This window comes from Exiguobacterium sp. s149, from assembly GCF_018618395.1.
Taxonomy (GTDB): Bacteria; Bacillota; Bacilli; order Exiguobacteriales; family Exiguobacteriaceae; genus Exiguobacterium; species Exiguobacterium chiriqhucha.
Window position 1 is genome coordinate 44,181 of record NZ_JACSLZ010000001.1, and the last position, 23,159, is coordinate 67,339.

General features: G+C 52.1%; 21 protein-coding genes. 4 read left to right on the forward strand and 17 right to left on the reverse strand.

Annotation, left to right across the window (positions count from 1 at the left end):
* Window positions 1-27: 27 nt before the first annotated feature.
* Genes KNP81_RS00260 through KNP81_RS00270 form a run of 3 tightly spaced genes read right to left on the reverse strand, consistent with a single transcriptional unit; the run spans window position 28 to window position 2,043 of the window.
* The gene (locus tag KNP81_RS00260) at window positions 28-438 is read right to left on the reverse strand and encodes a Fur family transcriptional regulator (protein WP_021065713.1); all 411 of its coding nucleotides are present in this window, start codon (window positions 436-438) and stop codon (window positions 28-30) included.
* Window positions 425-1,288 carry a metal ABC transporter permease gene (locus KNP81_RS00265; RefSeq protein ID WP_058763937.1) on the reverse strand — a complete coding sequence of 288 codons (864 nt, stop codon included), beginning with the start codon at window positions 1,286-1,288 and terminating at the stop codon, window positions 425-427. The genes KNP81_RS00260 and KNP81_RS00265 overlap by 14 nt, the downstream gene beginning before the upstream one ends.
* Entirely contained in the window at window positions 1,285-2,043 is a 759-nt protein-coding gene (locus KNP81_RS00270; protein ID WP_021065711.1) for a metal ABC transporter ATP-binding protein, read from the reverse strand. Before KNP81_RS00270 ends, KNP81_RS00265 begins: the two co-directional genes overlap by 4 nt.
* Before the next feature lie 189 nt (window positions 2,044-2,232).
* Here KNP81_RS00270 and KNP81_RS00275 point away from each other — a divergent pair, with 189 nt between their 5' ends.
* From KNP81_RS00275 to KNP81_RS00285, 3 genes are all read left to right on the forward strand, one after another.
* Window positions 2,233-3,765: a Ppx/GppA phosphatase family protein gene (locus KNP81_RS00275; RefSeq protein WP_214717386.1), complete on the forward strand. Its 1,533-nt coding sequence runs from the start codon at window positions 2,233-2,235 to the stop codon at window positions 3,763-3,765.
* Window positions 3,762-5,927, forward strand: a complete 2,166-nt coding sequence (locus KNP81_RS00280) for an RNA degradosome polyphosphate kinase (protein ID WP_214717388.1) — start codon at window positions 3,762-3,764, stop codon at window positions 5,925-5,927. Before KNP81_RS00275 ends, KNP81_RS00280 begins: the two co-directional genes overlap by 4 nt.
* Before the next feature lie 92 nt (window positions 5,928-6,019).
* Entirely contained in the window at window positions 6,020-6,190 is a 171-nt protein-coding gene (locus tag KNP81_RS00285) for a DUF1427 family protein (RefSeq protein WP_021065708.1), read from the forward strand.
* Between the two features lie 35 nt (window positions 6,191-6,225).
* Here the strand turns inward: KNP81_RS00285 and KNP81_RS00290 are convergent, their stop codons facing one another.
* The 5 genes from KNP81_RS00290 to KNP81_RS00310 form a co-directional block, all read right to left on the reverse strand.
* On the reverse strand, window positions 6,226-6,834 hold the full coding sequence (locus tag KNP81_RS00290; protein WP_251130216.1) for a hypothetical protein: 609 nt from the start codon (window positions 6,832-6,834) through the stop codon (window positions 6,226-6,228).
* Window positions 6,791-7,693, reverse strand: a complete 903-nt coding sequence (locus tag KNP81_RS00295; protein ID WP_214717390.1) for a deoxyribonuclease IV — start codon at window positions 7,691-7,693, stop codon at window positions 6,791-6,793. Before KNP81_RS00295 ends, KNP81_RS00290 begins: the two co-directional genes overlap by 44 nt.
* 81 nt (window positions 7,694-7,774) lie before the next feature.
* Window positions 7,775-9,127 carry a DEAD/DEAH box helicase gene (locus tag KNP81_RS00300; protein WP_353048061.1) on the reverse strand — a complete coding sequence of 451 codons (1,353 nt, stop codon included), beginning with the start codon at window positions 9,125-9,127 and terminating at the stop codon, window positions 7,775-7,777.
* A gap of 52 nt (window positions 9,128-9,179) precedes the next feature.
* Window positions 9,180-10,118 (reverse strand): sugar ABC transporter substrate-binding protein, encoded by a 939-nt coding sequence (locus KNP81_RS00305; RefSeq protein WP_021065704.1) that lies wholly within the window; start codon window positions 10,116-10,118, stop codon window positions 9,180-9,182.
* Window positions 10,115-11,878: an ATP-binding protein gene (locus tag KNP81_RS00310; RefSeq protein ID WP_214717394.1), complete on the reverse strand. Its 1,764-nt coding sequence runs from the start codon at window positions 11,876-11,878 to the stop codon at window positions 10,115-10,117. Before KNP81_RS00310 ends, KNP81_RS00305 begins: the two co-directional genes overlap by 4 nt.
* Window positions 11,879-11,998: 120 nt before the next feature.
* Between KNP81_RS00310 and KNP81_RS00315 the strand changes: the two genes are divergently transcribed.
* Window positions 11,999-12,952: a 4-hydroxy-3-methylbut-2-enyl diphosphate reductase gene (locus KNP81_RS00315; RefSeq protein ID WP_214717396.1), complete on the forward strand. Its 954-nt coding sequence runs from the start codon at window positions 11,999-12,001 to the stop codon at window positions 12,950-12,952.
* A gap of 42 nt (window positions 12,953-12,994) precedes the next feature.
* On the opposite strand, the gene KNP81_RS00320 is transcribed toward KNP81_RS00315, so the two are convergent.
* The 9 genes from KNP81_RS00320 to glyQ form a co-directional block, all read right to left on the reverse strand.
* A complete protein-coding gene (locus tag KNP81_RS00320) occupies window positions 12,995-14,107 on the reverse strand; it encodes a Nif3-like dinuclear metal center hexameric protein (protein WP_214717402.1) in 1,113 nt (370 codons plus the stop codon).
* A complete protein-coding gene (locus KNP81_RS00325) occupies window positions 14,107-14,823 on the reverse strand; it encodes a tRNA (adenine(22)-N(1))-methyltransferase (RefSeq protein ID WP_214717404.1) in 717 nt (238 codons plus the stop codon). The genes KNP81_RS00320 and KNP81_RS00325 overlap by 1 nt, the downstream gene beginning before the upstream one ends.
* 97 nt (window positions 14,824-14,920) lie before the next feature.
* The gene (cccA, locus tag KNP81_RS00330) at window positions 14,921-15,259 is read right to left on the reverse strand and encodes a cytochrome c550 (RefSeq protein WP_021065699.1); all 339 of its coding nucleotides are present in this window, start codon (window positions 15,257-15,259) and stop codon (window positions 14,921-14,923) included.
* Between the two features lie 132 nt (window positions 15,260-15,391).
* The gene (rpoD, locus tag KNP81_RS00335; RefSeq protein ID WP_021065698.1) at window positions 15,392-16,486 is read right to left on the reverse strand and encodes an RNA polymerase sigma factor RpoD; all 1,095 of its coding nucleotides are present in this window, start codon (window positions 16,484-16,486) and stop codon (window positions 15,392-15,394) included.
* 35 nt (window positions 16,487-16,521) lie between these two features.
* The gene (gene dnaG / locus KNP81_RS00340; RefSeq protein ID WP_353048062.1) at window positions 16,522-18,342 is read right to left on the reverse strand and encodes a DNA primase; all 1,821 of its coding nucleotides are present in this window, start codon (window positions 18,340-18,342) and stop codon (window positions 16,522-16,524) included.
* 107 nt (window positions 18,343-18,449) lie between these two features.
* Window positions 18,450-19,298 (reverse strand): pyruvate, water dikinase regulatory protein, encoded by an 849-nt coding sequence (locus tag KNP81_RS00345; RefSeq protein WP_214717409.1) that lies wholly within the window; start codon window positions 19,296-19,298, stop codon window positions 18,450-18,452.
* A complete protein-coding gene (gene ccpN / locus KNP81_RS00350) occupies window positions 19,285-19,914 on the reverse strand; it encodes a transcriptional regulator CcpN (RefSeq protein ID WP_021065695.1) in 630 nt (209 codons plus the stop codon). The genes KNP81_RS00345 and ccpN overlap by 14 nt, the downstream gene beginning before the upstream one ends.
* A 21-nt stretch (window positions 19,915-19,935) precedes the next feature.
* Window positions 19,936-21,990: a glycine--tRNA ligase subunit beta gene (gene glyS / locus KNP81_RS00355; RefSeq protein WP_214717411.1), complete on the reverse strand. Its 2,055-nt coding sequence runs from the start codon at window positions 21,988-21,990 to the stop codon at window positions 19,936-19,938.
* Window positions 21,983-22,876 carry a glycine--tRNA ligase subunit alpha gene (gene glyQ / locus KNP81_RS00360; protein WP_370447070.1) on the reverse strand — a complete coding sequence of 298 codons (894 nt, stop codon included), beginning with the start codon at window positions 22,874-22,876 and terminating at the stop codon, window positions 21,983-21,985. The genes glyS and glyQ overlap by 8 nt, the downstream gene beginning before the upstream one ends.
* Window positions 22,877-23,159: the final 283 nt, after the last annotated feature.

A 23,159-nucleotide genomic window follows, 5' to 3' on the forward strand; every position in this document is an offset into this window, starting at 1 on the left:
AGGGATTGCATCCACAATCCCTTCTCGTCACTTACATTGTTTACAATACCCGTAAATCTCGAATTTATGATCGACGACCTCAAAATCAGGATCGAGCGTCTCGACATAGCGCATCGGGCAGAGCTCGAGCAGCTTCGTCTTACCGCAACCGCGGCAAATCAAATGGTGATGATGATGATTCGACCCGCACGTGACGCGGAACGCCTTCTCTCCATTCAATTCGGTCGCTTCGAGCAATCCTTCCTCGGCGAATGACTTCAAGTTGCGGTACACGGTGTCAAAACTCATCGTCGGATGTTTCGCGCGCATATAGTCGAGCACATCCTTGGCACTGACGTAACGCTCTTCCGCCGCGAGAAAGGCAAACATCTCAATCCGTTTCGGTGTCACTTTGAGCGACGACGATTGCAGACGGGTCAATTGTTCAGTTTCCTTCATAACGAACCTCCTTCTTCCGAGCGAGTCCGAGTCGTTCAGCCAGCATGACGACGGCTAAAATCATAACGGCGAGCAGAACGATGACACCACCCGGGGCGACATCGAGCTCATAGGCGAGGATGAGTCCGCCAATCGTCGCGACTTCTCCGAACACGATTGACCAGAGAATCGTTTGCTTGAAGCTGCTCGTGAACCGGAGCGCAGCCGCTACCGGTAATGTGATCAGACTCGAGACGAGCAGTGTGCCGACGATGCGCATGCTGACGGCGATGACGAGCGCGACGACGAACATGAACAGCACGTGGAGCATCGTACTCGGCAGCCCCGACACTTTCGCCTGTTCTTCATCGAACGACAAGAACAACAGCTGTTTATAGAACACGATGATGACGAGCAGCGTGAAACCAGCCACCGCCAAAATCATCCAGATGTCTGATAGACTGACCGCTGAGATTGACCCGAACAGGAGCGTCGACAAATCGATGGAAAACCCGCGCGACAACGAGATAAAGATCGCACTGAGCCCCATCCCAGCCGACATCATGATCGGAATCGACAACTCTTGGAAATGGACGTATTTTCCGCGGAGCCAATTGAGGCCGAGCGCGGCGAGCACGGAGACGAGCGTCCCCAAGTAAAGCGGGTTCAAGTCGCTGAACAGCAGAATATACTGTCCGAGGAACAGACTGAACGAGATTCCGGCAAGCGTCATATGGGACAACGCGTCGGCAATCAAGCTCATCCGTCTGACGACGACGAACGAGCCGATGAGCGGCGCAGTGAACCCGATGACGACAGCTGCGATGAACGCATAACGTAAAAAGCTGTACGTGAACAGATCCGTGATCATGACGTACCTTCATGGACGAGCACTTTGACCGGGTACGGTTTAATCGCCGTCAATTCGCCGAGCTCACTATATTCTTTCAAGCCACAGTTGCAGGCCATACGTCCGTGATCGAGATGGACGACTTTCGTGACGAGGTCGGTGACGACGTTCAAGTCATGGGTCACGAGAATGAACGTACATGACGTGTGCTCGCGCAACAGATGGAGCACCTCATAAAAATCACGCAAATGTTTTTGGTCGACCCCGACCGTCGGCTCATCCAAGATGAGCAAGTCCGGTTGGTTGACGATCGCTCGAGCGATAAAGACGCGCTGTTGTTGCCCGCCGGACAGGCTGCCGATTTTCCGATGTCGAAACTGCCACATATTGACCGTCTCGAGTGCATTTTGAATGGCCGCCTTGTCTTCGATGTTCAACCGTTTGAACAGACCGAGGCGTCCGTAACGGCCCATAGCGACGACTTCCTCGACTGTCACCGGAAATCCTGAGTTAAACGACGCGGCTTTTTGGGAAACGTAACTGATACGAGACTTGTCTTTGAACTGTCCTTGGGGACGGCCGAACAGTTCGACCGATCCGGTTTGCGGCGATAACAATCCGAGAATCGTCCGAATCAGCGTCGATTTGCCGGAACCGTTCTCCCCGACGACGGCGACAAAGTCGCCTTGTTTAATATCGATGGACACGTCCTGTAGCGCGGCGGTCCCATCGTAATGATAGGAAACATGATTTAATTTTACGACGGATGTCGTCATAAGCTACCCTTCTCTCGTGTGATAAATCGTAATCATTTCTACTTGCTTGGCGTCTGTATTATACAGAATATCAGTCTATGCTTCAAGTATAGAGGCAATGCGAGCCGATTGGCGGCGCACGAACTGAAATCCGTATGTAATTTTATGATCTTCGTTGTACACTAGAGATAACGCAGAGGGGGTTTTTCCGTGGAGAAAAAACTAGCAGTCATCGATATCGGGTCCAACTCGATTCGTAACGTCATTTTTGAAGTGAACGGCCACGGTCAGTATTTTGAACGGTTGAACGTGAAAGAAGTGGCACGGCTGTCGAGCCATATCACCGATGACAATGAACTGTCCGATTCTGGCATCGAGGCGCTCATCGAGACGCTGAATCACTTTAATCGCTTGAACGAGCATCACGAAGTGAAAGAAGTGTTGCCCGTCGCGACGGCCGCCATCCGCAACGCCAGCAATTCCGAGGCCATTTTAGAAGAAGTGCGGCAAGCGACCGGCATGGAGATTCGGTTGTTGAGCGACTATGAGGAGGCGTTTTACGGCTACTCGGCCATCATCAACTCGACGTATATCGAGGACGGCTATTCAGTCGATATCGGCGGTGGTTCAATGGAAGTGACCTACTTCAAAGATCGTGAACTCGTCTTCTATCACAGCTTCCCGTTCGGAGCCGTCACATTGACCGAGGACTTCATGAAGGGTGACACGCTTACGAAAGACGAGCATAAACAATTGACGACGTTCTTGAAAAAGTCGTTCAAAGAGATCGACTGGCTCGAGCCGCACGGTATACCGCTCGTCGGTGTCGGAGGCACGGCTCGAAACCTCGTTCGGGTCGAACAGTCGATGTCCTTGTTCCCACTCGAGGGAATTCATCAATACACGCTCGGGGCCGACCGCCTGCATGATGTCGTCGACGAACTCATTCAAATGTCGCCGAAACAACTTGGGCGTCTCGACGGTTTGTCGAAAGACCGGATGGACATCATCGCCCCGGCCGTGACCGCCATCGATGAACTGGCGAAGTATTTGAAAGTTCCTGAGTTCATGATGAGCAACAACGGACTACGCGAGGGCTTGTTCTATGAGTACTACTTAAAGGAAAACAATCTGGTCCGTTTCGGTGACGTCAAAGAAGAAAGTTTCCGTCATTTCGAGAAGCAGTATGCCGTCGACCCGGTTCGTCATCAACACTTGATTCATCTCGCCCGCCAAATTTACACCGGTTTGATTGAGACGAAGACGATTAAGCCGAAACCGTTCGAACCCGGTCTTTTAGAAGGGGCGTGCCGGCTCGCTTATTTCGGGGAATATATCGACCATAATAACAAGAGCGACCACACGTTCCACTTGATTACGACGAACGATTTTAAAGGGATGAACAACGAGGACCGGCTCGCCCTCGCCTTGGTGACGTCATATAAATCACGACGCCTGCTCGAACAACATATCGAAGGCTTCCCCGAATGGTTCGATTCGAAGATGTTGAAGAGCTTAGAGCTGCTCGGCTCCATCGTCAAGCTCGTCGACGCGCTCGATTTGACCGAACGTCAAGTCGTAGAGAACGTCGACGTATCCTCGACCGAGGAAGGACTTGTCTTCACGCTTCATACGCACACATCCCCGCGCTTTGAACTGCAGCGCGGCATCCGCCATAAAAAACATTTGGAACGTGCGATTGACCAATCAATCGAGTTACGCGTAGAGGAGAGAGATTCATGACCATCTACTTACCCGAACATTTCAATAACCGTGAGCTCAGCTGGCTGAGCTTCAACGAACGCGTCTTGCAAGAAGCGATGGACGAGCGCAATCCGCTCATGGAACGGCTGAAGTTTCTCGGCATCTTCAGCTCGAACCTCGATGAGTTTTATATGGTCCGTTTCGGCGGATTGAAAGATGAAGTGCTCGCCGGCTTCAACCGTCCGGAAGACAAGGCCGGGTTGACACCGAAACAGCAAATCAAAGCCATCTCCATCAAAGCTCAGGAACTCGTGGAGGTCCAGTACGCGACATATAAGAAAATCGTCAAACAGCTCGCCTCGGAGAACGTCCGCTTCCTACGGCCGAAACATTTGAACAAAGAACAGCTCGACTTCGTCAAGTTATACTTCCGGACCCACGTCTTCCCGGTGTTGACGCCGATTGCCGTCGACGCTTATCGACCGTTCCCGATGCTGTTGTCCAAATCACTCAATATCGCCGTCGAGATCGCCTCGACCGATGAAGGCAAAAAACGGCTCGCCCTCGTCCAGGTACCTGCCGTGTTGCCGCGTTATCTCGAATTGCCGACAGAGGACGAGGACCATACCGATTTGATGTTGCTCGAGGACGTCATCATCCAGTTCATCGACTCGCTGTTCAAAGGTTTTGAAGTCGAGTCGACTATGCCGTTCCGGATCACACGGAACGCGGATATGCCGTTCCATGAGGAAGGTAGCCGCGACGTCTTGAAACAAATCGAGAAAGAGTTGAAGAAACGACGCTACGGGGTCGCGATTCGGCTCGAGGTTCAGCAACGGTCGCTCAGTAAAGAGCTGTTTTTCATGCTCCAGGACGTGCTCGACCTTCATGACCGGGACATCTTCCTCGTCGATGGTCCAATCGATTTGACGTTCTTGTTCGGTGTCTATAATAAAATCGGGATTGAGTATGATGAGATGATTAACGAGACGCTCATTCCGTTCGTCCCGGAAGGACTTGAACCGGGGAAAGATTTGTTCCAAGCGGTACTGAAAAAAGATTACTTGCTCCACCATCCGTACCATTCGTTCGACCCGGTTGTCCGCTTCATCGCCCAGGCGGCCAAAGACCCGAACGTCCTCGCCATCAAGCAGACGTTATATCGGGTGTCCGGTGACTCGCCGATTATCAAGGCGCTGACCGATGCCGCCGAGAGCGGGAAGCAGGTGACGGTGCTCGTCGAATTGAAGGCCAGGTTCGATGAAGAGAAGAATATCCAATGGGCAAAACAGCTCGAGAAAGCCGGCGCCCACGTCATTTATGGCTATAAAGAGTTAAAGACGCACTCGAAAATCACGCTCGTCGTCCGTATTCTTGAAGGCGGTGTCTTGCAACGGTTCGTCCATCTCGGTACCGGCAACTATAACGACTCGACCGCCAAGCTGTACACGGACATCGGCTTGTTGACAACGAACGAAGAACTCGCCGAGGACGCGACCAACTTCTTCAACTGGCTCTCGGGGTACGGAGAACGTCCGTCGTGGCATAAATTCGAGACGTCACCGGACGACATGCACGACTTCTTCCTTCAAAAGATTGAGGACGAGATTAAGTTGCACGAGAAATACGGCAACGGCCGCATCGTCGCCAAGATGAACTCGATCACCGACAAGCCAATTATCACGAAACTATATGACGCCTCACAGGCCGGCGTCAAAATCGATTTAATCATCCGCGGCATCTGTTGTTTGCGTCCAGGCATTAAAGGCATCTCGGAAAACATCCGTGTCACCTCCATCATCGATCGCTATTTGGAGCACTCACGCATCTTCTACTTCTATCAAAACGGGAAAGAAGACTTATATTGTTCCTCTGCCGACTGGATGACCCGTAACATGCGCAAACGGATTGAGATTCTCTTCCCAATCCTCGATGCGGGACATAAGTCGTACATTAAAGACATGCTCGCGCTGCAACTCGTCGATAACGTGAAAGCCAGAATCCAGCGTGCTGACGGCAGTTATGTGTATTTGAAACAAGAAGCCGGACAAGAACAAATTCAATCACAAATCATCATCCATCAATATACGGGCGGTCGTTGGAACAACATTCCGAGCGTGTTCGAACGGGAACCTTCGAACTGGGCCGAACGGGAAGTCCTTCGCTTACGAGCTGAAAATGAGAAAATGACAGATGACTGATGTTAGACTTCTCAAACGAGAATGAACATTGTATAATGAACTCGGTTACCTGTTAATAAAGCGTTTTCATTTCGATTATGGAGGAATCATTCATGCAAGAAATCCTATTGTCATTGCTCGCTGGTCTTATTTGTGGCATGATTTTCACCGCTTTGAAGTTGCCGCTCCCTGCTCCACCCGTTTTACCTGGTGTCATCGGCATCTTCGGCGTGTTTCTTGGGATGAAAGTATATCAATTCGCACTCGCGAACTGGCCATTTTAATTCAAAAAACGAAGCCCCTGGGCTCCGTTTTTTTTTTACATATCGTAATGTCTTGCTTTGTGACACGTGGGGCATAGCCATGTGCCGCTTCCTGCTTCAAAATGATACTCCATCAGACGAACCCCGAATGCTCCAAAACGATTCAAATCATCCCCGCATGCCTCACAGACAGTCGTCGGGGCGAGTTGTAACATCGCCTGTTCGTTTGCCAAGTGGGCGCGAAACGACTCCCGGGTCCACTTGGCAGAAGGCACGCGGTATCCTTGTTCCCATTTCGCGCGGATGACATCGTTAGTATCCCCGTCATACATCCCGGCTCGGAGGAGCGGATGATGGAAGTCGAGGCCGACCACATCAACGAGACTATACGCCGTCACCTCGGGCGTTGCCTCCATCCGCCAATAACGGTCAAACGGGCGCTGCGTCGTCTCTACGAGCATGACTTCGACTTCGGCCACGATTCCATACTCGAGAATCTCGATCCATGCTGTCGCCTCGTCAATTTGCCCTTCCACATAAAACGGGCTCGCTTCTTGAAAATATGTCGGAAGCGCAGACCAGACATCATATACGTTCGGGTCGATCCGAATGAGGCTCATCTTATTGGTGCGCGAGCGTAAACTGTTCGCGCCATTCGGCGTCAAAGCGGTTCGCCCGGAACATCTCGATTTCCTGCTTGTATGGTGCCACTTTCGTCTTCTCACTGATTGGAATATATGGTGTCTCTAAAATTTTCGGCAAGTGGGTGAACGCCTCGTGATGAATGATGCGGTTCAACGTCTCGAATCCGATTTCCCCGTATCCAATATTCTCATGTCGGTCTTTCTTCGCGCCACGAACGTTCTTCGAATCGTTGACGTGGATGACACCGAGACGCTCGAGTCCGACGATTCGGTCGAACTGTTCGATGACGCCGTCCAAATCGCCGACGAGGTCGTAACCTGCGTCATGAACGTGACACGTATCGAAGCAGACCGACAGGCGATTGTTATGCGTCACCCCATCGATGATGGTCGCCAGCTCCTCGAACGTCTTGCCGAGCTCGCTGCCTTTCCCAGCCATCGTCTCGAGCGCGATTTTAACTGTTTCATCGCCAGTGAGCACTTCGTTCAAGCCCTCGATGATGCGGGCGAGTCCGACCTCTTCACCGGCACCGACGTGGGCACCGGGATGGAGCACGACATGGCGCGCGACTTGGAGCGCCTCGGCCCGTTTAATCTCGGCTGCTAAGAACGACACGGCGAGTTCAAACGTCTCGGGTTTCGTCGTATTGCCCAAGTTGATGATATAAGGGGCATGGACAACGATTTCCTCGATGTCGTGCGCCACCATATGAACGAGCGCCGCCTCGATATTCAAGTCTTCAATCGGTTTGCGACGCGTGTTTTGGGGCGCACCCGTATACACCATCATCGTGTTGGCACCGTAAGATACGGCCTCTTCACTTCCTGCGAGCAACATCTTCTTACCGGAAACTGAAACGTGGGAACCAATTTTTAACATAGTCATTTCTCCTTCATTCTCATCTGTCTTTAGTGTACACAAAAAGAAGAATCGACTCCACGAAGTCGATTCTTCTTTTGCTTAGCGACGGTTCTTCTTACGAACTTCGCGACGTTCCTGACGTTGGCTCTGCATATGCTCACGTGAGGCCGTCTCTTTCAACTTATACTTGAACTTCTTCTTGTAACCAGGCTTGACCTTTTTCTTCGCCTTCTTGATTTCGCCCGCCATCCGGCTGTGCGCCGTTTGCGAGACTTTCATCTTCCGGTCGGTCGTGCGGCGTTTGCGTGTCTTAATCTCTTGAAGTGACCCGTTCTTCACATCGACGTGCTTGAACGTGAAACCACGCTCTTCGAGTCGATTGATCGGACCGTTCTCGTGATCTTCATACAACGTGTACGCTTCACCCGTCTCACCGGCGCGGCCCGTCCGGCCGACGCGGTGCGTATAGAAGTCAAGGTCTTTTGGAATCCCGAAGTTGATGATGTGCGACACACCTTTAATATCGATGCCGCGCGCCGCCAAGTCGGTGGCGATGACGAACTGATATTTCGCGTCGTTAATGTCTTTGATGGCTTGCTTCCGGCGACGGGCTTGCATGTCCCCATGAAGCGTGCCGACGTTGAGTCCCGCCTCGCGGAACGACGTCTCCAACTCATCTGCATCTTGTTTCGTGTTTGTGAACACAAGACAGACGAACGGGTTAATCGTTTTTGCAATTTCGACCGTCAACGCCTTACGGTCACGGTGACGGACCGGGATGACGTGATGCTTGATTTTCGGAACGACACGGTGCTCTTCACTCGCTTCCGCGTAGCGTGGGTCGTGCAAGTATTTCTTCAAGAACGGCTGTAACTTCTCAGGGATTGTCGCTGAGAAGACCATCGTTTGAAGTTTCTCTGGCAACGCCTGCGCGATGCGGTCGACTTCAGGCAAGAAGCCCATGTCGAGCATTTGGTCAGCTTCATCGACGACGAAGTGCGTGACTTTGTGCGGGAATAACGCTTGGACTTTCATCAAGTCGAGCAAACGACCTGGTGTCCCGATGATCAGTTGTGGTGGGTTTTTCATCTTGTCGATTTGTCGTTCCCGGTCAGTTCCTCCGACAATCAGACTTGTCTTAATATAGTCCGGCTGTTTGACGAGGAGTGTTTTCAACTCTTCGTGAATCTGCCAAGCGAGTTCGCGCGTCGGTGCGACGACGATGGCTTGGACCGATTCTTCTTTCGGATCGATTGCTTCTAAAATAGGTAAAAGGAACGCAAGCGTCTTCCCCGTCCCGGTTTGTGATTTCCCAATGATATCGCGGCCATTCATCGCAGCCGGAATAATCCGGGCCTGAATGTCCGTCGGTACTGTGATGCGCTTTTCTGTCAAGGCATCGACGATAAACGGTAACAATTTGAACTGTTGGAAGCTGTTCAATCGATACACCTCCTGTTTCTTTCCACTTTTCCTAGCATAGCGGAATCTAATCATTTGTCAATTAATCTTTTGCGAGCCCTTCATATAAATAGCTCGATGTGTAGTAGTGTGGTGCGATTTTTTTGCCGCTCAAATGTAGTTCGAGCGCTTTAAATCCGACCTCGATCATCTCGTTCGGAGATTGGACGACCGTCGCATTCACTTTGCCGTTGTGGATGAGCGGATAAATTTCTGTCACCCCGTCAACCGACACGAGCGTTTTGTCGCTGAGCCCATGACTTTCAAGGGCACGGACGACACCGAACGTATTGTCATCGTTATGCGAGAAGACGGCATCGAACGGGATGTCAGCCTCGAGCCAACGTGACATCTCAATCTCCGCTTGGAACGTATCATAGTTTCCGGTGATGGAAGCGACGACTTGAAGGTTGTCGTTCGCCTTATCATATTCCGTCAATCCGAGGCTTCGGTCAATCGTCGAGCGGACTTTGGCCGTCCCGCGCACTTCGACGACTCGAATCGGACGGTCGAGCCCGGCGTGTTGGGCGGCGATATGGTTCGCCGCCATGCGGCCGATCTCGACGTTGTCGGACATGACGGACGTCAAGACGCTCTCATGGTCAATCATGCGGTCAATCGCGATAATCGGGATCCCTTCCCGCTCGGCACGCTCGAGCGACGGACGAATGAACGCCTCGTCGAGCGTCGTCACAAAAATCGCTTCGACCCCGCGGTCAATCAAGGCGTCCAACTTCTCTTTCTCTAACACCCGTGAATCCTCGCTCGTCGTCGGGACAGGGATGAACCCTTTTTGATTCGCCGTCCTGACAAAAGCGGCCAACAATTTATTGGCGTGCTCATGCTTTTCACTGACGAAGACGAAACCGACTTCGTTATTCTCACTCGAACGTTCCGGCAATTGAATCGAGGTGATCAGTAAAATCGTCAACGCCCAGACGACAGGTAGCCATAACCAGTAATGTTTGAATCCTTTCGTCATGGGTGCGACCGCCTTGGGATTTTAATTATCATGGCCGTACCTTCTCCTTCAACGCTCTCGATGTTCATGTCACCGTTCACGGCTTTCAAGTATTCGCGGATCATGTAGAGACCTAAGCCGTTGCCGTTCTCTTTCGTCGTGTAAAACGCCGATCCGACCGATTTGACTTGAGCCTCGGTCATGCCGATGCCGTTATCCTCAATCAAGAAGCGATAATCCCGCTCCGTGAACTGAATGGTGACCGTCACATTCCCGTCGGCCCCTTTCGAGTCGACGGCTTCAACCGCATTTTTGAACAAGTTGTAAATGATTTGAATAAGCATGTCGCTCGAGCAGTAAAACGGCGGCATGTCGTTCGGGAAGTTCAACTCCCAATTCGTGACCCGTTTATAACACTCGGCGTCGAGCAAGAATTCAAGGCGACTCGCAAACTCTGTCATATCGAGCCATTCTTCTTGCAGTTTCGCCTGATCCGGCTTGGCGAGCGTGAGCATCGTCGTAATCAAATGGTTGGCCCGGTCGAGCTCTGAGAGGGCGAGGTCAAGCATTTCTTGGCTGCTATGCCCCTCTTTCACCATCTGTAACGTGATTTGGACCGGTGTGAGCGGGTTGCGGATCTCATGAGCGATTCCGGCCGCAAGCTGTCCGAGCGAGGCGAGCTTCTCTTGCTGAAGCAACAATTGTTGCTGGCTAAGCTGTTCCCGTCGTGCCGTCTCCATGCGGCGGGAATAGTCGTTATACGTATCAAGCAACGTCTCGACTTCTTTGGAGCCGGTCCGTTCTAGTTGAATCGGTTCGAGCGACTGCTGCTTCTTGATGTTTTGCACGAGCTCGAGGAGCGGGCTCGTCAACGTCTTCGACAAGAGCAAACCGACCATGATACTTAAAAAGAACGTGACGAGCGTAATCATTAAATATTGCCAGCGCGTCGCATAGACCGCCTCGTACACAGAATCAGTACTATGTTTGGCGAGGACGCTCCAGCCGGTGACGCGGGCGTCCGGTTCATACATGATGACGTCATCCTTAGTGCTGAAAATCGTCCGGACCGCATAGTCGTCCGTCGCCTCGATAATCGAACGAGGCAGACGACGTTCCGCGTCCGTGACGAGATTGAACGACGTCGATAACACCTCGCCCCGCTCGTTCAACAAGTAAAGAATCATATCGTCGTTCGCCGATTCGAGCATGCGTCGATATAAATCGGAATTGAGCACGCTGATGCTGCCGCCGAACATCCCGACCAACCGGTTATCCTCAAGGACCGGTACGTACAAAAACGTCCCGACGTCACCGGAGATGGAAATCGGTTCACTCATGAATAAGTCGTTGCCTCCACCGTTGAGCACTTCGTTAAACTTTGCATCGGCTTTCAGTGTCGTGGTCGGCACTCGACGTTGCGAGTACCATTTAAAGGCATCGTCCTGTAAATCGTAATAAAAAATCGAGGTAAAGCTCGTGCGCTGATTCAAATAGCCGGTTCGAATCCGTTCTTCGATATACGTCTCGTTTCCGACGTAGGCGCCGAGATAGACCAAGTCTTCATACAGTTTACCGAGTCGCGTCTCTAGGTTCTCGATACTCCCGTCAATCGCATAATCAAATTGTTCTTTCGCTAGCTCTTCCGCCCGGGACACCGTCACACGATCGGCAGAGAACGCTAGTGAAGAGATGACAAGTCCTAGTATAATGAAGATAATAAATGTAATCTGAAAGAAGTACGATTTTCGAACTTCAAGCAATGTTCTCAAGCGTTCCACGGTGTCCCTCCTTTCTAACCTTAAGATTATAGCATGAATACACGCAATTCTTTTCGTATTTTCGAAACAATGTTAGACTAATACGTATGAAAGCATCGCGAAAGGAGCGTTCCTTAAAAAATGAAAGTTAAAAAAATCAGTCCACGCGGATACTGCTACGGCGTCGTCGATGCCATGAAGCTCGCCAACGAAGCGATGGCCAACCCAGATTTACCGCGTCCTATCCATATACTCGGCATGATCGTCCATAACCGACATGTCACCCAAGCGTTCGAGGACCTCGGCGTCAAGACGGTCGACGGCGAGGATCGCATGAAAGCACTCGAGACCATCGACCGCGGTACGGTCGTCTTTACCGCTCACGGCATCTCGCCGCTCGTACGTAAACGTGCCATCGAGAAGGGATTGACGATTGTCGATGCTTCGTGCCCAGACGTCTTGGTCACGCACGATTTGATTCGTGAAAAGACGGCCCTCGACTATGAGGTCATCTATATCGGGAAGCACGGACACCCGGAACCAGAAGGTGCCATGGGCGTCGCCCCGGGCAAAGTTCATCTCGTACAATATGAACGAGATTTCGAGGCGTTGCCAGCCCATCTCTATGAGACGAAAATCCTCGTCACGAACCAGACGACGATGAGTCAATGGGACGTCTCGGCCTTGATTGAAATGATTCAAGAGCGTTATCCGCATGTCGAAGTGCATAATGAAATCTGTAACGCGACGCAAGTCCGTCAAGAAGCGGTGGCCGAACAAGCCGGCGATTGCGAACTGTTAATCGTCGTCGGCGACCCGAAATCGAATAACTCGAACCGCCTGGCCCAAGTTTCTAAAGAGATTGCCGGCACGAATGCCTATCGCATCGGTGATTTGAGCGAGCTCGACCTTGCTTGGCTCGATGGTGTCGAGACGGTCGCCGTCACGTCAGGTGCGTCTACACCGACGCCGATCACGAAGAAAGTGATCGACTTCCTGAGCCAATATGACCCGCTCGATTTGAGCACACATGACAAGACCCCTTATCTCGAACTCCGTAGCATCCTCCCGAAAGTGAAGGCGCTCCGTAAGTGACATCAAACCCCGTCCTCGTGAGAGGACGGGGTTTTCGCATAATCAATAGAAACGAAACGGATTCGTATCGGCTTCGGACACGAAGAATTCGACATCGAGCTTCGCACGTTCTCCTTTTTGCCGCATGACGTCGACGACTCCCTGCTTCATGACACTCTCGACATGATGACCCGGGTCGACGACCGAAAGACCGAGAGCCATCGCGTCGTGCGCCACATGGAAATACAAGTCACCCGTCACATACACGTCCGCGCCTTTGAAATGGGCGGCCGACACGTATTTGTTCCCATCACCACCGAGGACGGCCACTTTCTCGATTGTCCGGTTCGGATCGCCAACGATACGCACCGCTTCGACGCCAAAACTCGCCTTGACGTGCTCTGCGAACGCAGCGAGTGTGAGCGGGGTCGATAGACGACCAATGCGCCCGAGACCGAACACACGCCCCTCTATGTCGTCCCGAATCAAATCGTAGGCGACCTCTTCATATGGATGTGCGTCCCTCATTGCCTTGAGTACTCGTTTCTTTTGGCTCTCCGTGACAATCGTCTCGATTTTCACTTCCTCGACATGTTCCGTCTTGCCGTGTTGGCCTAGATACGGGTCCGACCCTTCGAATGGCGTGAACTGACCCTCTCCCGAGACGGTGAACTGACAGTCCCCATAATCTCCGAGACGACCGGCTCCGGCCCGGCCGAGCGCATCCGACACGGCTTGCCGATGCGTCGTCGGGACGAACACGGACAGTTTATATACCGGTTCTTCATACGTCGGGATGAGCACCGTCGGATTGACCAACCCGAGTGCCTCACTCATCCAGTCGTTGACCCCGCCCTCGCAGACGTCCAAGTTCGTGTGGGCCACATAGACAGCGATGTCATGCCGAATGCATTTCATGACGATGCGCCCTGCCGCACTGCGGTCGTTCACTTGTTCTAGGGCACTGAAAATCGGTGGATGATGGGCGATAATCAAGTCGACGTCCCGTTCGATGGCCTCATCGACGACCGATTCGAGCACGTCGAGCGTCACCATGACCCGATGTATGGGCTTATTCAGCGTACCGATTTGGAGACCGATTTTATCGCCCTCGACGGCAAGATGTTTCTGGGCAAACTCGTCAAACAATTGGATGACATGGTTTCCGTTCGCCATTAGTTGCTCACCTCTCTCATTTTGTCACGTAACGTCTTGAACTCCTCCTGCTTCTGGATGAGCGCCTCGGTCTGTGCCCCCTCAGCCATTTGACCAAGCACGTAATCGAGCTTGTCCGCTTCACGTCCCCATTTCAGCTTGAACGCCTCAGGCCGTGTCTCGAGCAAGTAAGGACCGAACATGAGCTGCCAAGCCCGTTCCGCTTCATCCGAACTATAGCGGGTCTCCGTACCACGTTCGCCGACGAGAATCTCATATACTTTATCGTTCTCTTCGACGATGGACTCGGCAATCAACACGAAGCCTGCGTCGAGCAACCATTCGCGGACGTGTTGTCCATCTACATTCGGTTGCAAGACGAGCCGTTCGACCGCGCCTAACTTGTCTCGGCCACTCTCTAAAATCGATCGAATCAAACTTCCTCCCATCCCGCAGATTGAGATACAAGTCGCCTCATCTGCTTCGAGAACGGCTAGTCCGTCACCGAGACGGACGTCAATCTGTTCAGTCGCGCCAATCAACGCGACTTGCGCTTTTGCCGCCTCCATCGGTCCGCGGTTCACTTCGCCGGCGATGGCTCGATTGACGATGCCTTGTTGGACGAGGTAACATGGCACGTAAGCGTGGTCAGATCCAATGTCCGCCACCACGCTACCTTTCGGGATGAAATCGACGACTTGCTTCAGCCGCCGGTCTAACGTCACTTGTTCTTGCATAGGGACAACTCCTTTTTCTACTTCTTCACTATTAGGGTAACGAATATTGATAGTCAGGACAATAAAAAACGTACCCCGCTAGGAGTACGTTTCCCTCTTATTGTTCGAGCAACCAAGTCGCGAGCACGTCCGCCTCTTCGGCAGTGGCGAGGCCAGCTGGCATCGCACCTTTACCGTTGACGATGATGTTCGTGATCTCTTCAGCCGATAAACGTTCGCCGACACCAGTCAAGGCAGGACCGACGCCTCCTTCGAGATTTCCACCGTGGCAACCTGTGCAACCTTTAGCTGCATACAAGTCTTCTGGGTTCATCTCAGTGACAGACGGACCTTCAGCAGCTTGTTGTGCTTGGTTTACGCCAAAATACGATAATGAGACCATGGCAATGATTGCGACGATCGCAATCGCTGCAAACGGTAACAATGGATTACGCATTGCATTTCCCCCTCATGTTCATTCCAAATTTCTACCCATCACTATTTTACTCAAAAAATAATAAAGAAGGAAGGAAAATCACTCATTTTCCTTCCTTTCTTCTAAAACTTCACACTTTATTCAAAAACACAATTAATCGAGGAAGTCTTTCAAGCGTTTCGAACGGCTCGGGTGACGAAGTTTCCGAAGTGCCTTCGCCTCGATTTGACGAATCCGCTCACGAGTGACACCGAACACTTTACCTACTTCTTCAAGCGTACGCGTACGGCCGTCATCGAGACCGAAGCGGAGACGGAGTACGTTCTCTTCACGGTCCGTGAGCGTGTCGAGCACGTCTTCGAGTTGTTCTTTAAGCAATTCATACGCGGCGGCATCTTGTGGAGCCATCGCATCTTGGTCTTCAATGAAATCACCGAGGTGTGAATCGTCTTCTTCACCAATCGGAGTCTCAAGCGACACCGGCTCTTGAGCGATTTTCAAGATTTCACGCACCTTCTCAGGTGTGAGCTCCATCTCTTTGGCAATCTCTTCAGGCGACGGTTCGCGTCCGAGGTCTTGCAACAATTGACGTTGAACACGAATCAATTTATTAATCGTTTCGACCATGTGAACCGGAATCCGGATTGTACGGGCTTGGTCCGCGATGGCTCGTGTGATTGCTTGACGAATCCACCACGTCGCATATGTCGAGAACTTGAACCCTTTCATATAGTCGAACTTCTCGACGGCTTTAATGAGGCCCATGTTTCCTTCTTGAATCAAGTCGAGGAAGAGCATGCCGCGCCCGACATAACGTTTCGCAATCGAGACAACGAGACGGAGGTTGGCTTCGGCGAGGCGTTTCTTCGCCTCTTCATCGCCTTGTTCAATCCGCTTCGCGAGTTCAGTCTCATCTTTCGCGCTAAGAAGATCGACGCGTCCGATTTCTTTCAAGTACATGCGGACCGGGTCATTGATTTTAATGCCCGGTGGGACAGATAGGTCGTTCAAATCGACCTCTTCGTCTTCTTTTTTCGATGGCGTCTCTTCGGCATCGGCCGCATCTTCTGTGACGCGGATATCTTTACCTTCTAAATCTTCGATGAAGTTATCGATAAAGTCTGAGTCTACCTCAAAATGGCTGAGGCGATCTTGAATCTCCTGCATCGATACGACGCCTTTTTTCTTCCCTAATTTCTCAAGTTCCTCTATGGCGTTAAATAAATCCTCTTTTTTCTTCTCTGCCATCTAGCAGTTCAACTCCTTCCAAACTTCCTCCACGTTCATCGTTCACGAAGCCGACGACTCCGGGTAATCAATTCTTGTAACTTGGATGCCTGGTCTACTATACTTTCGGCATCTTGTCCGATTTCCCTTTTCGCCCGCTCGATTTGACGCTGTTCCTCATAACTGTTTATGACCTTAATGTATTCATCTAAAACCTCTTCGGTCAGTTCATCCGGTGCGGCCATGAGTCGAATCTCGGCATAACGATTCGCAAAGTCCGGACGTTGGTCACAATATCGTTCCATGAACGGGGGGGCGACTTGTTCGAACTCCTCGTGTGTCATGTCCTCGGAGACGATTTCATACAATGCCGTCGCCAACATCCGGTGCACCTCGTCCTGATAGGACAGGCCGAGACGGTCCCGGACGAAACGAACCCGTTCCGGTCCACTCAACATTGCCCGCAGCAATAACTTCTCCGCTTTGACGTAGCGTGGCTCGTTCGCTTTAGACGAACGCCGGCGGACCGGCTCCGGTTCGCGGACGGGCTGTGGGACGGCTTCTTTCGAAGACGTCTTCGGCATCCGCGACAATAACGTCTCGACCGGAATCTCAAATTCGTTGGCCAGCTTCTTCACGTACAGGTCACGGCGAATCGAGTTATCCGTTTTACTAATTTCCACAAGCATAGATTCAATAAACCGTATCCGTTCTCCTTCTCGATTCATGTTTTTCCCACGCCGGAGCGTGCGGTTCATGAAATCGAGGACGGACAACCGTTCCGATTCGACCAATTTACGCCACTGTTCCGCCCCGTTCGTCCGAATGTAATCGTCCGGGTCGGTCTTCTCAGGTAACATCAACACTTGCACGTCGAGCGGATAGCCTTCGAGCAAGCGGACGACTTTCATCGTCGCTTCCTGTCCGGCCGTATCGCCGTCGTAACAGATAATGACTTCTTCGACCATGCGGGCCAAGGCGCGGGCATGTTGGGACGAGAACGCCGTCCCGAGCGAGGCGACGACTTCTTTCGTCCCGGCTTGCGCGACTTGTAAGACGTCGACGTTTCCTTCGACGAGCAAGACACGTTTTTGTTTGCGCATCGTGGCGCGGGCCTGTGAGAACCCGAATAAGAGTTCACTCTTATTGAATAACGGAGTATCCGCCGTATTGACGTACTTTGGCTGTCGCTCATCGATCGCCCGTCCGCTAAATCCGACGATGGTGCCGTCTCGATCCGCAATCGGAAAGACGACTCTGCCTTCGAACCGGTCGAAATATTCACCGGATCTAGACTTAGAAATCAATCCCGCTTCTACCATGACCTCAAGGTCGAAACCTCTTCGTTCTAATGAATCCACGGTGAATCGGCGATGGTCGGGCGCGTAACCGATCTTATACTGACCGATCGTCGACTCCTCTAAACCACGCTGCTGCAAATACGTCAATCCGACTTCGCCCGCCTCGGTCTTCATCAACACCTCGTGATACAAGTCGGCCACGACCCGATGCGCATCGCGCATCTGTTTACGGAGGACTTGGTCACGCGACAATTCCTCGTCGCCCGACACGCCACCTTCGATTGCGATATTCGCTCGCGTGGCGAGGCGTTCAATCGTCTCTGGAAACGATAGTCCTTCCGTCTCCATGACGAACGTGAACACGTTCCCGCCGGCGCCGCATCCGAAACAGTGATACATCCCTTTCTCCGGGGACACGGAGAACGATGGGCTGTTCTCCGAGTGGAACGGGCAAAGCCCGACGAGACGATGTCCTTGCTTCTTCAATTCAACGCGTTCACTAATTAAATCAACGATATCTGTGGCTTGTTTTACTTCCGCAATGACTTCATCCGGTATGCGCGGCAACTTGACCACTCCCTATCCAAACTCGCAACGAAACGGAACGTTCACCACGTTCCGTTTCAATGTCATGTCAGTACTCTATTATACCGTTATCACCAGTCGATTACTAATCCGAGTGCTCAATCCTCTTTTGATTGATCGAGCATCCGTAAAATGATGCCAGCCGTCTCTTCGACGGCCTTGTTCGTCACATCGATGACCTCACAACCGATCCGCTCGTAAATCCCACGGGCGTATTCGAGCTCCCGGTTAATCCGTTCGAGTTGGGCGTAATCGGCCTCGGGTTTTAATCCGAGCGATTTCAACCGTTCCATCCGAATCGAAATCAATTTGTCAGGTGAGATAATCAAGCCGACACACTTGTCAGGCGGCAATTCAAACAGTTCTTCCGGCGGGCGTGACTCCGGCACGAGCGGCACGTTCGCGACCTTATAGCGCTTCAGGGCCAAATACTGCGAGAGCGGTGTCTTCGACGTCCGTGAGACGCCGACGAGGACGATGTCCGCCTTTTTCAACCCGCGCGGATCACGTCCGTCATCGTACTTGACCGCGAACTCCATCGCTTCGATTTTCCGAAAATAATCTTCGTCCAAACGATAGATGAGTCCTGGTTTTTCGCGCGGACTCTCACCGAGTTTACCAGCGAGCACATCGAGCAAATCCCCGAGCAAATCGACCGTCTTCACACCGTACTCTTGTCCGAGACGGACGAGTAACGACCGGTGTTCTTCATTGACCAACGTGAAGGCGATGATTGCTCCTTGGGCACGCGCTTGAGTCACGACGTCGTGAATCGTCTGTCCATCTTCGACGAACGGGATACGAAGCGTCTCAATCGCATTCTCATGGAATTGGATGCTCGCGGCCCGGACGACGAGTTCACACGTCTCGCCGACTGAATCGCTCACGACAAATACGAGTTGTTTTTGTGTCAGTGTCAAACCAGATTCCTCCTCAGAACGACTCATCGTTAGCGAGCGCGATCAATACTTTCGTCATGTTCGTCTTCGTCATGCGACCGAGAACGATCAGCTTGCCATCCTTCTCTTCAACGACCGGCATGGCATCGATTTGCTTCTCGATCAACTTCATTCCGGCCCGAATCAACGTCTCACCCTTCTCGCATACCGTGATGTTCGGCATCCGGGTCATGATGACGTTGACCGGCAATTGATCGAGATCTTGATTACCGATGGCAGCCCGGAGTAAGTCTTTACGCGATAGGACGCCGACGAGCTCATTGTCTTTCCCGACGACAAACAGCGAGCCGACGTCTTCCAAGAACAACGTCACGACAGCGTCATACACCGTCATCTCGTTACTGACGACTTTCGCCGACGACATGAAGTCTCCGACCGTCAACGAGTCAAGCTTTTCCCGAAGCAGGGATGAGTTTCGTTTGCCGACGAACGTGTAGCCGACACGCGGTCGGGCTTCTAGTATTCCAGTCATCGTCAAAATGGCAAGGTCCGGTCGGAGCGTGGCCCGGGTGAGCGATAGCTCTTGGGCGATCTGCTCCCCCGTGATTGGTCCGTTGACCCTTACGATTTCAACGATCTTCTGTTGGCGTTCATTCAGCTGCATAGCCAACCCCCTCAAGTTTGGTCAGAGTACGAGCGCGCTAAAATCGGCGACATTCTCGATTGTCGCAGCGAGTCGCTTCATCTCGCGCAGACGGTTCTCGCGAATCGCCTCGACATCGCTCATGACCATTGTATTTTCAAAATAAGCGCTAATCGGATGTTCTAGGGCGCGCAATGATGTGATTGCTTGATGATAGTCGCCCGCCTCGACCGCGCGTTCCGTCTCCGGTAACGTCGCTTCGATGGCAGCGTGGAGTTCTTTCTCCTCCGTATTTTCAAACAATGACGGATCGACGTCCCCGGCCTCGCCTTTTTTAGCGATGTTGACGACGCGTGTCAATTGTTCGATGAGCAGTTTCGCCTCGCTCGCGAGCATGGCTTGAACCGCATCCGCTCTCGCATCGAGTCGGTCGATCGCAAGGCCAGTCGTCAAGACGGCGTCAATGACGTCATAACGGACTTGTCGCTCTTGCAGACGATACTTCAAGCGAAGCATGAAGAAGTCCTCGAGTTGCGCCTTGACTTGTTCTTTATCGGCATCGTAAAGTCCTGCCTGAAGTTGCGAATCGACAACTTGTGAAAGTAACTTGTCGAGTGGCAAGGCAATCTTCCAATCCGCCAAAATTTGAACGACCCCTTGGGCTTGGCGACGGAGCGCAAACGGATCTTGTGAACCGCTCGGAATCATGCCGATTCCGAAGAAGGCAGCAATCGAATCCAGTTTATCGGCGAGTGCGAGTACAGCACCCGTCGATGTCGCCGGCGAGGCATCACCAGCAAAGCGCGGCATGTAGTGCTCACGGATTGCCGCGGCCACTTCCGCGTCCTCACCTTGTTGGAGCGCATACTTCTCACCCATCACTCCTTGGAGTTCTGTGAACTCATATACCATTTGGCTGACGAGGTCGAATTTATGGATGGCACCGGCACGCGCCACTTTGGCTGCATCCGCATTGAACAATGGCGCAAGCGTTCCTGCGAGCTGTTCGACGCGACGGACCTTGTCTCCTGTCGTACCCAACTTCTCATGGAAGACGATGCGGTCGAGACGGACGAGTTGTTCGTCAATCTTCGTCTTTTGGTCTTCCTCATAAAAGAAGACGGCATCTGCCAAGCGGGCCCGGATGACCTTCTCGTTCCCCTTAGCGACGTTTTGAAGGTATTTGGCATTTCCGTTCCGGACGGTCACGAAATAGTTTTTGAGCGTTTCACCGATATAAACCGGGAAATAGCGCTGATGTTCTTTCATCGTCGTAATCAAGACTTCTTCCGGAAGTTCGAGATAACGGGCATCGAATTCACCGAATAGTGCTGTCGGCCATTCGACGAGGTTCGTCACTTCTTCGAGCAACGAGGCATCGAGTGGAACGGTCCAGCCCTGTTCTGAAGCCAACTCCTCGATTTGACGTTCGATGCGTCCTTTACGGTCTTCGTACGAAGCGACAACGAACTCGCGTTCAAGCGTCTCAGCGTAGGCAGCCGGTTCCGTGATGACGACGTCACCCTTACTCAAGAAACGGTGACCACGCGTCACGTTCCCCGTCTTCACGCCTTCGATTTCGAAATCGATTTGTTCGGCACCGAACAAGGCGACGAGCCAACGAATCGGACGCATATAGCGTAGGCTGCTCGTGCCCCATTTCATGTTTTTCGGGAACGTCATGCCTCGGACGACGTCTTCGAGTGCCGGGAGCAACGTGCTCGTCGGTTGACCTGATTCATGACGGTCGGCGAAGACGTACTCGACACCTTTTTCTTCGGCGAAGTACAAGTCGTCGACCGATAGGCCGCGGCCACGGGCAAAGCCGGCGGCTGCTTTCGACCAGTTTCCTTCAGCGTCTTGGGCAATCTTTTTCGCCGGTCCGCGAAGCGTCTCCGTCAAGTCTTGTTGGTTCTCTTCCACGTCTTTGACGAGAACGGCGAGGCGGCGTGGTGTCGAATAAACGGTGATTGCACCGAATTGGACACGGGCTTCCGTCAAGAAGGTAGTTACGCGTTCCGCCAATTGTTTCTCTGAACGGAGGACGTATTGGGCTGGTAATTCTTCAAGTCCGATTTCTAATAAAAGGTCACGCATCAAGGGCACCTGCTTTCTGTTGGTTCAAAAGTGGGAAACCGAGACGTTCCCGCTCTTCGATAAATTTGGCGGCACATGCACGGGACATGTTACGGACGCGTTGGATGAAACCGGTCCGTTCTGTCACCGAGATGGCACCTTTCGCATCGAGAAGGTTGAACGTATGCGAACATTTAAGGATATAGTCGTAAGCCGGGAAGACGAGGTTTTCGTCCAAGGCACGCTTCGCTTCTTTTTCATACGTATCGAACAATGTGAACAACATATCGACGTCCGAGAGCTCGAACGTATATTTTGAATGTTCGAATTCCGGCTGATAGAAGATATCGCCATATTTGAATCCGTCTGTCCAGACGAGGTCAAACACGCTTTCGACTTCTTGGATATATGACGCAAGACGTTCAAGACCGTACGTAATCTCGACGGCAATCGGATCGCACTCGATGCCACCGACTTGTTGGAAATACGTGAACTGAGTGATTTCCATCCCGTTCAACCAGACTTCCCAACCGAGTCCGGCCGCACCGAACGTCGGGTTCTCCCAGTTGTCTTCGACGAAACGGATGTCGTGCTCGAGCGGGTTGATCCCGATCAACTCTAAGCTCTCTAAGTAAAGCTCTTGGATGTTGCTTGGCGACGGCTTCATGATGACTTGGAATTGGTGATGCTGATACAAGCGGTTCGGGTTTTCTCCGTACCGTCCATCCGCCGGACGACGTGATGGCTCTGTGTAACAGACGTTCCATGGCTCGGGTCCGAGACTCCGTAGGAACGTCATCGGGTTCATCGTGCCGGCCCCTTTCTCAACGTCATACGCTTGCATTGTCAAACAGCCTTTCGACGCCCAGAAATTTTGTAACGTCAAAATAATTTCTTGCACGGTCATGTGCTTCATATGTGACACCTCCAAAAGTATTGAAACGACAAAAAACGCCCCTATGTGCCATGCACATAGGGACGGGATTACCCGCGGTTCCACCCTACTTGCCTCGAGATGAGGCCACTCTTTGGATTGTGGGCGCTCTGGAATTGCCATTCACTTCAACCTGGCGTTCGGCTCCCACCTTCCCGAACTCGCTGCACCCACGGTATAAAAGCTACTTGTTTTCCTTCATTGCGCACGCTATTTCATTTGTCTAATCGTAGATTATGGTATCGAATCTTGTCGA

Bases quoted from the DNA above. Each gene is read 5' to 3' on its own strand.
- KNP81_RS00260 (WP_021065713.1), bottom strand. From the start codon at position 438: ATGAAGGAAACTGAACAATTGACCCGTCTGCAATCGTCGTCGCTCAAA.
- KNP81_RS00265 (WP_058763937.1), bottom strand. From the start codon at position 1,288: ATGATCACGGATCTGTTCACGTACAGCTTTTTACGTTATGCGTTCATC.
- KNP81_RS00270 (WP_021065711.1), bottom strand. From the start codon at position 2,043: ATGACGACATCCGTCGTAAAATTAAATCATGTTTCCTATCATTACGAT.
- KNP81_RS00280 (WP_214717388.1), top strand. From the start codon at position 3,762: ATGACCATCTACTTACCCGAACATTTCAATAACCGTGAGCTCAGCTGG.
- KNP81_RS00285 (WP_021065708.1), top strand. From the start codon at position 6,020: ATGCAAGAAATCCTATTGTCATTGCTCGCTGGTCTTATTTGTGGCATG.
- KNP81_RS00295 (WP_214717390.1), bottom strand. From the start codon at position 7,693: ATGTTAAAAATTGGTTCCCACGTTTCAGTTTCCGGTAAGAAGATGTTG.
- KNP81_RS00305 (WP_021065704.1), bottom strand. From the start codon at position 10,118: ATGACGAAAGGATTCAAACATTACTGGTTATGGCTACCTGTCGTCTGG.
- KNP81_RS00315 (WP_214717396.1), top strand. From the start codon at position 11,999: ATGAAAGTTAAAAAAATCAGTCCACGCGGATACTGCTACGGCGTCGTC.
- KNP81_RS00320 (WP_214717402.1), bottom strand. From the start codon at position 14,107: ATGGCGAACGGAAACCATGTCATCCAATTGTTTGACGAGTTTGCCCAG.
- KNP81_RS00325 (WP_214717404.1), bottom strand. From the start codon at position 14,823: ATGCAAGAACAAGTGACGTTAGACCGGCGGCTGAAGCAAGTCGTCGAT.
- cccA (WP_021065699.1), bottom strand. From the start codon at position 15,259: ATGCGTAATCCATTGTTACCGTTTGCAGCGATTGCGATCGTCGCAATC.
- rpoD (WP_021065698.1), bottom strand. From the start codon at position 16,486: ATGGCAGAGAAGAAAAAAGAGGATTTATTTAACGCCATAGAGGAACTT.
- KNP81_RS00345 (WP_214717409.1), bottom strand. From the start codon at position 19,298: ATGAGTCGTTCTGAGGAGGAATCTGGTTTGACACTGACACAAAAACAA.
- ccpN (WP_021065695.1), bottom strand. From the start codon at position 19,914: ATGCAGCTGAATGAACGCCAACAGAAGATCGTTGAAATCGTAAGGGTC.
- glyS (WP_214717411.1), bottom strand. From the start codon at position 21,990: ATGCGTGACCTTTTATTAGAAATCGGACTTGAAGAATTACCAGCCCAA.
- glyQ (WP_370447070.1), bottom strand. From the start codon at position 22,876: ATGACCGTGCAAGAAATTATTTTGACGTTACAAAATTTCTGGGCGTCG.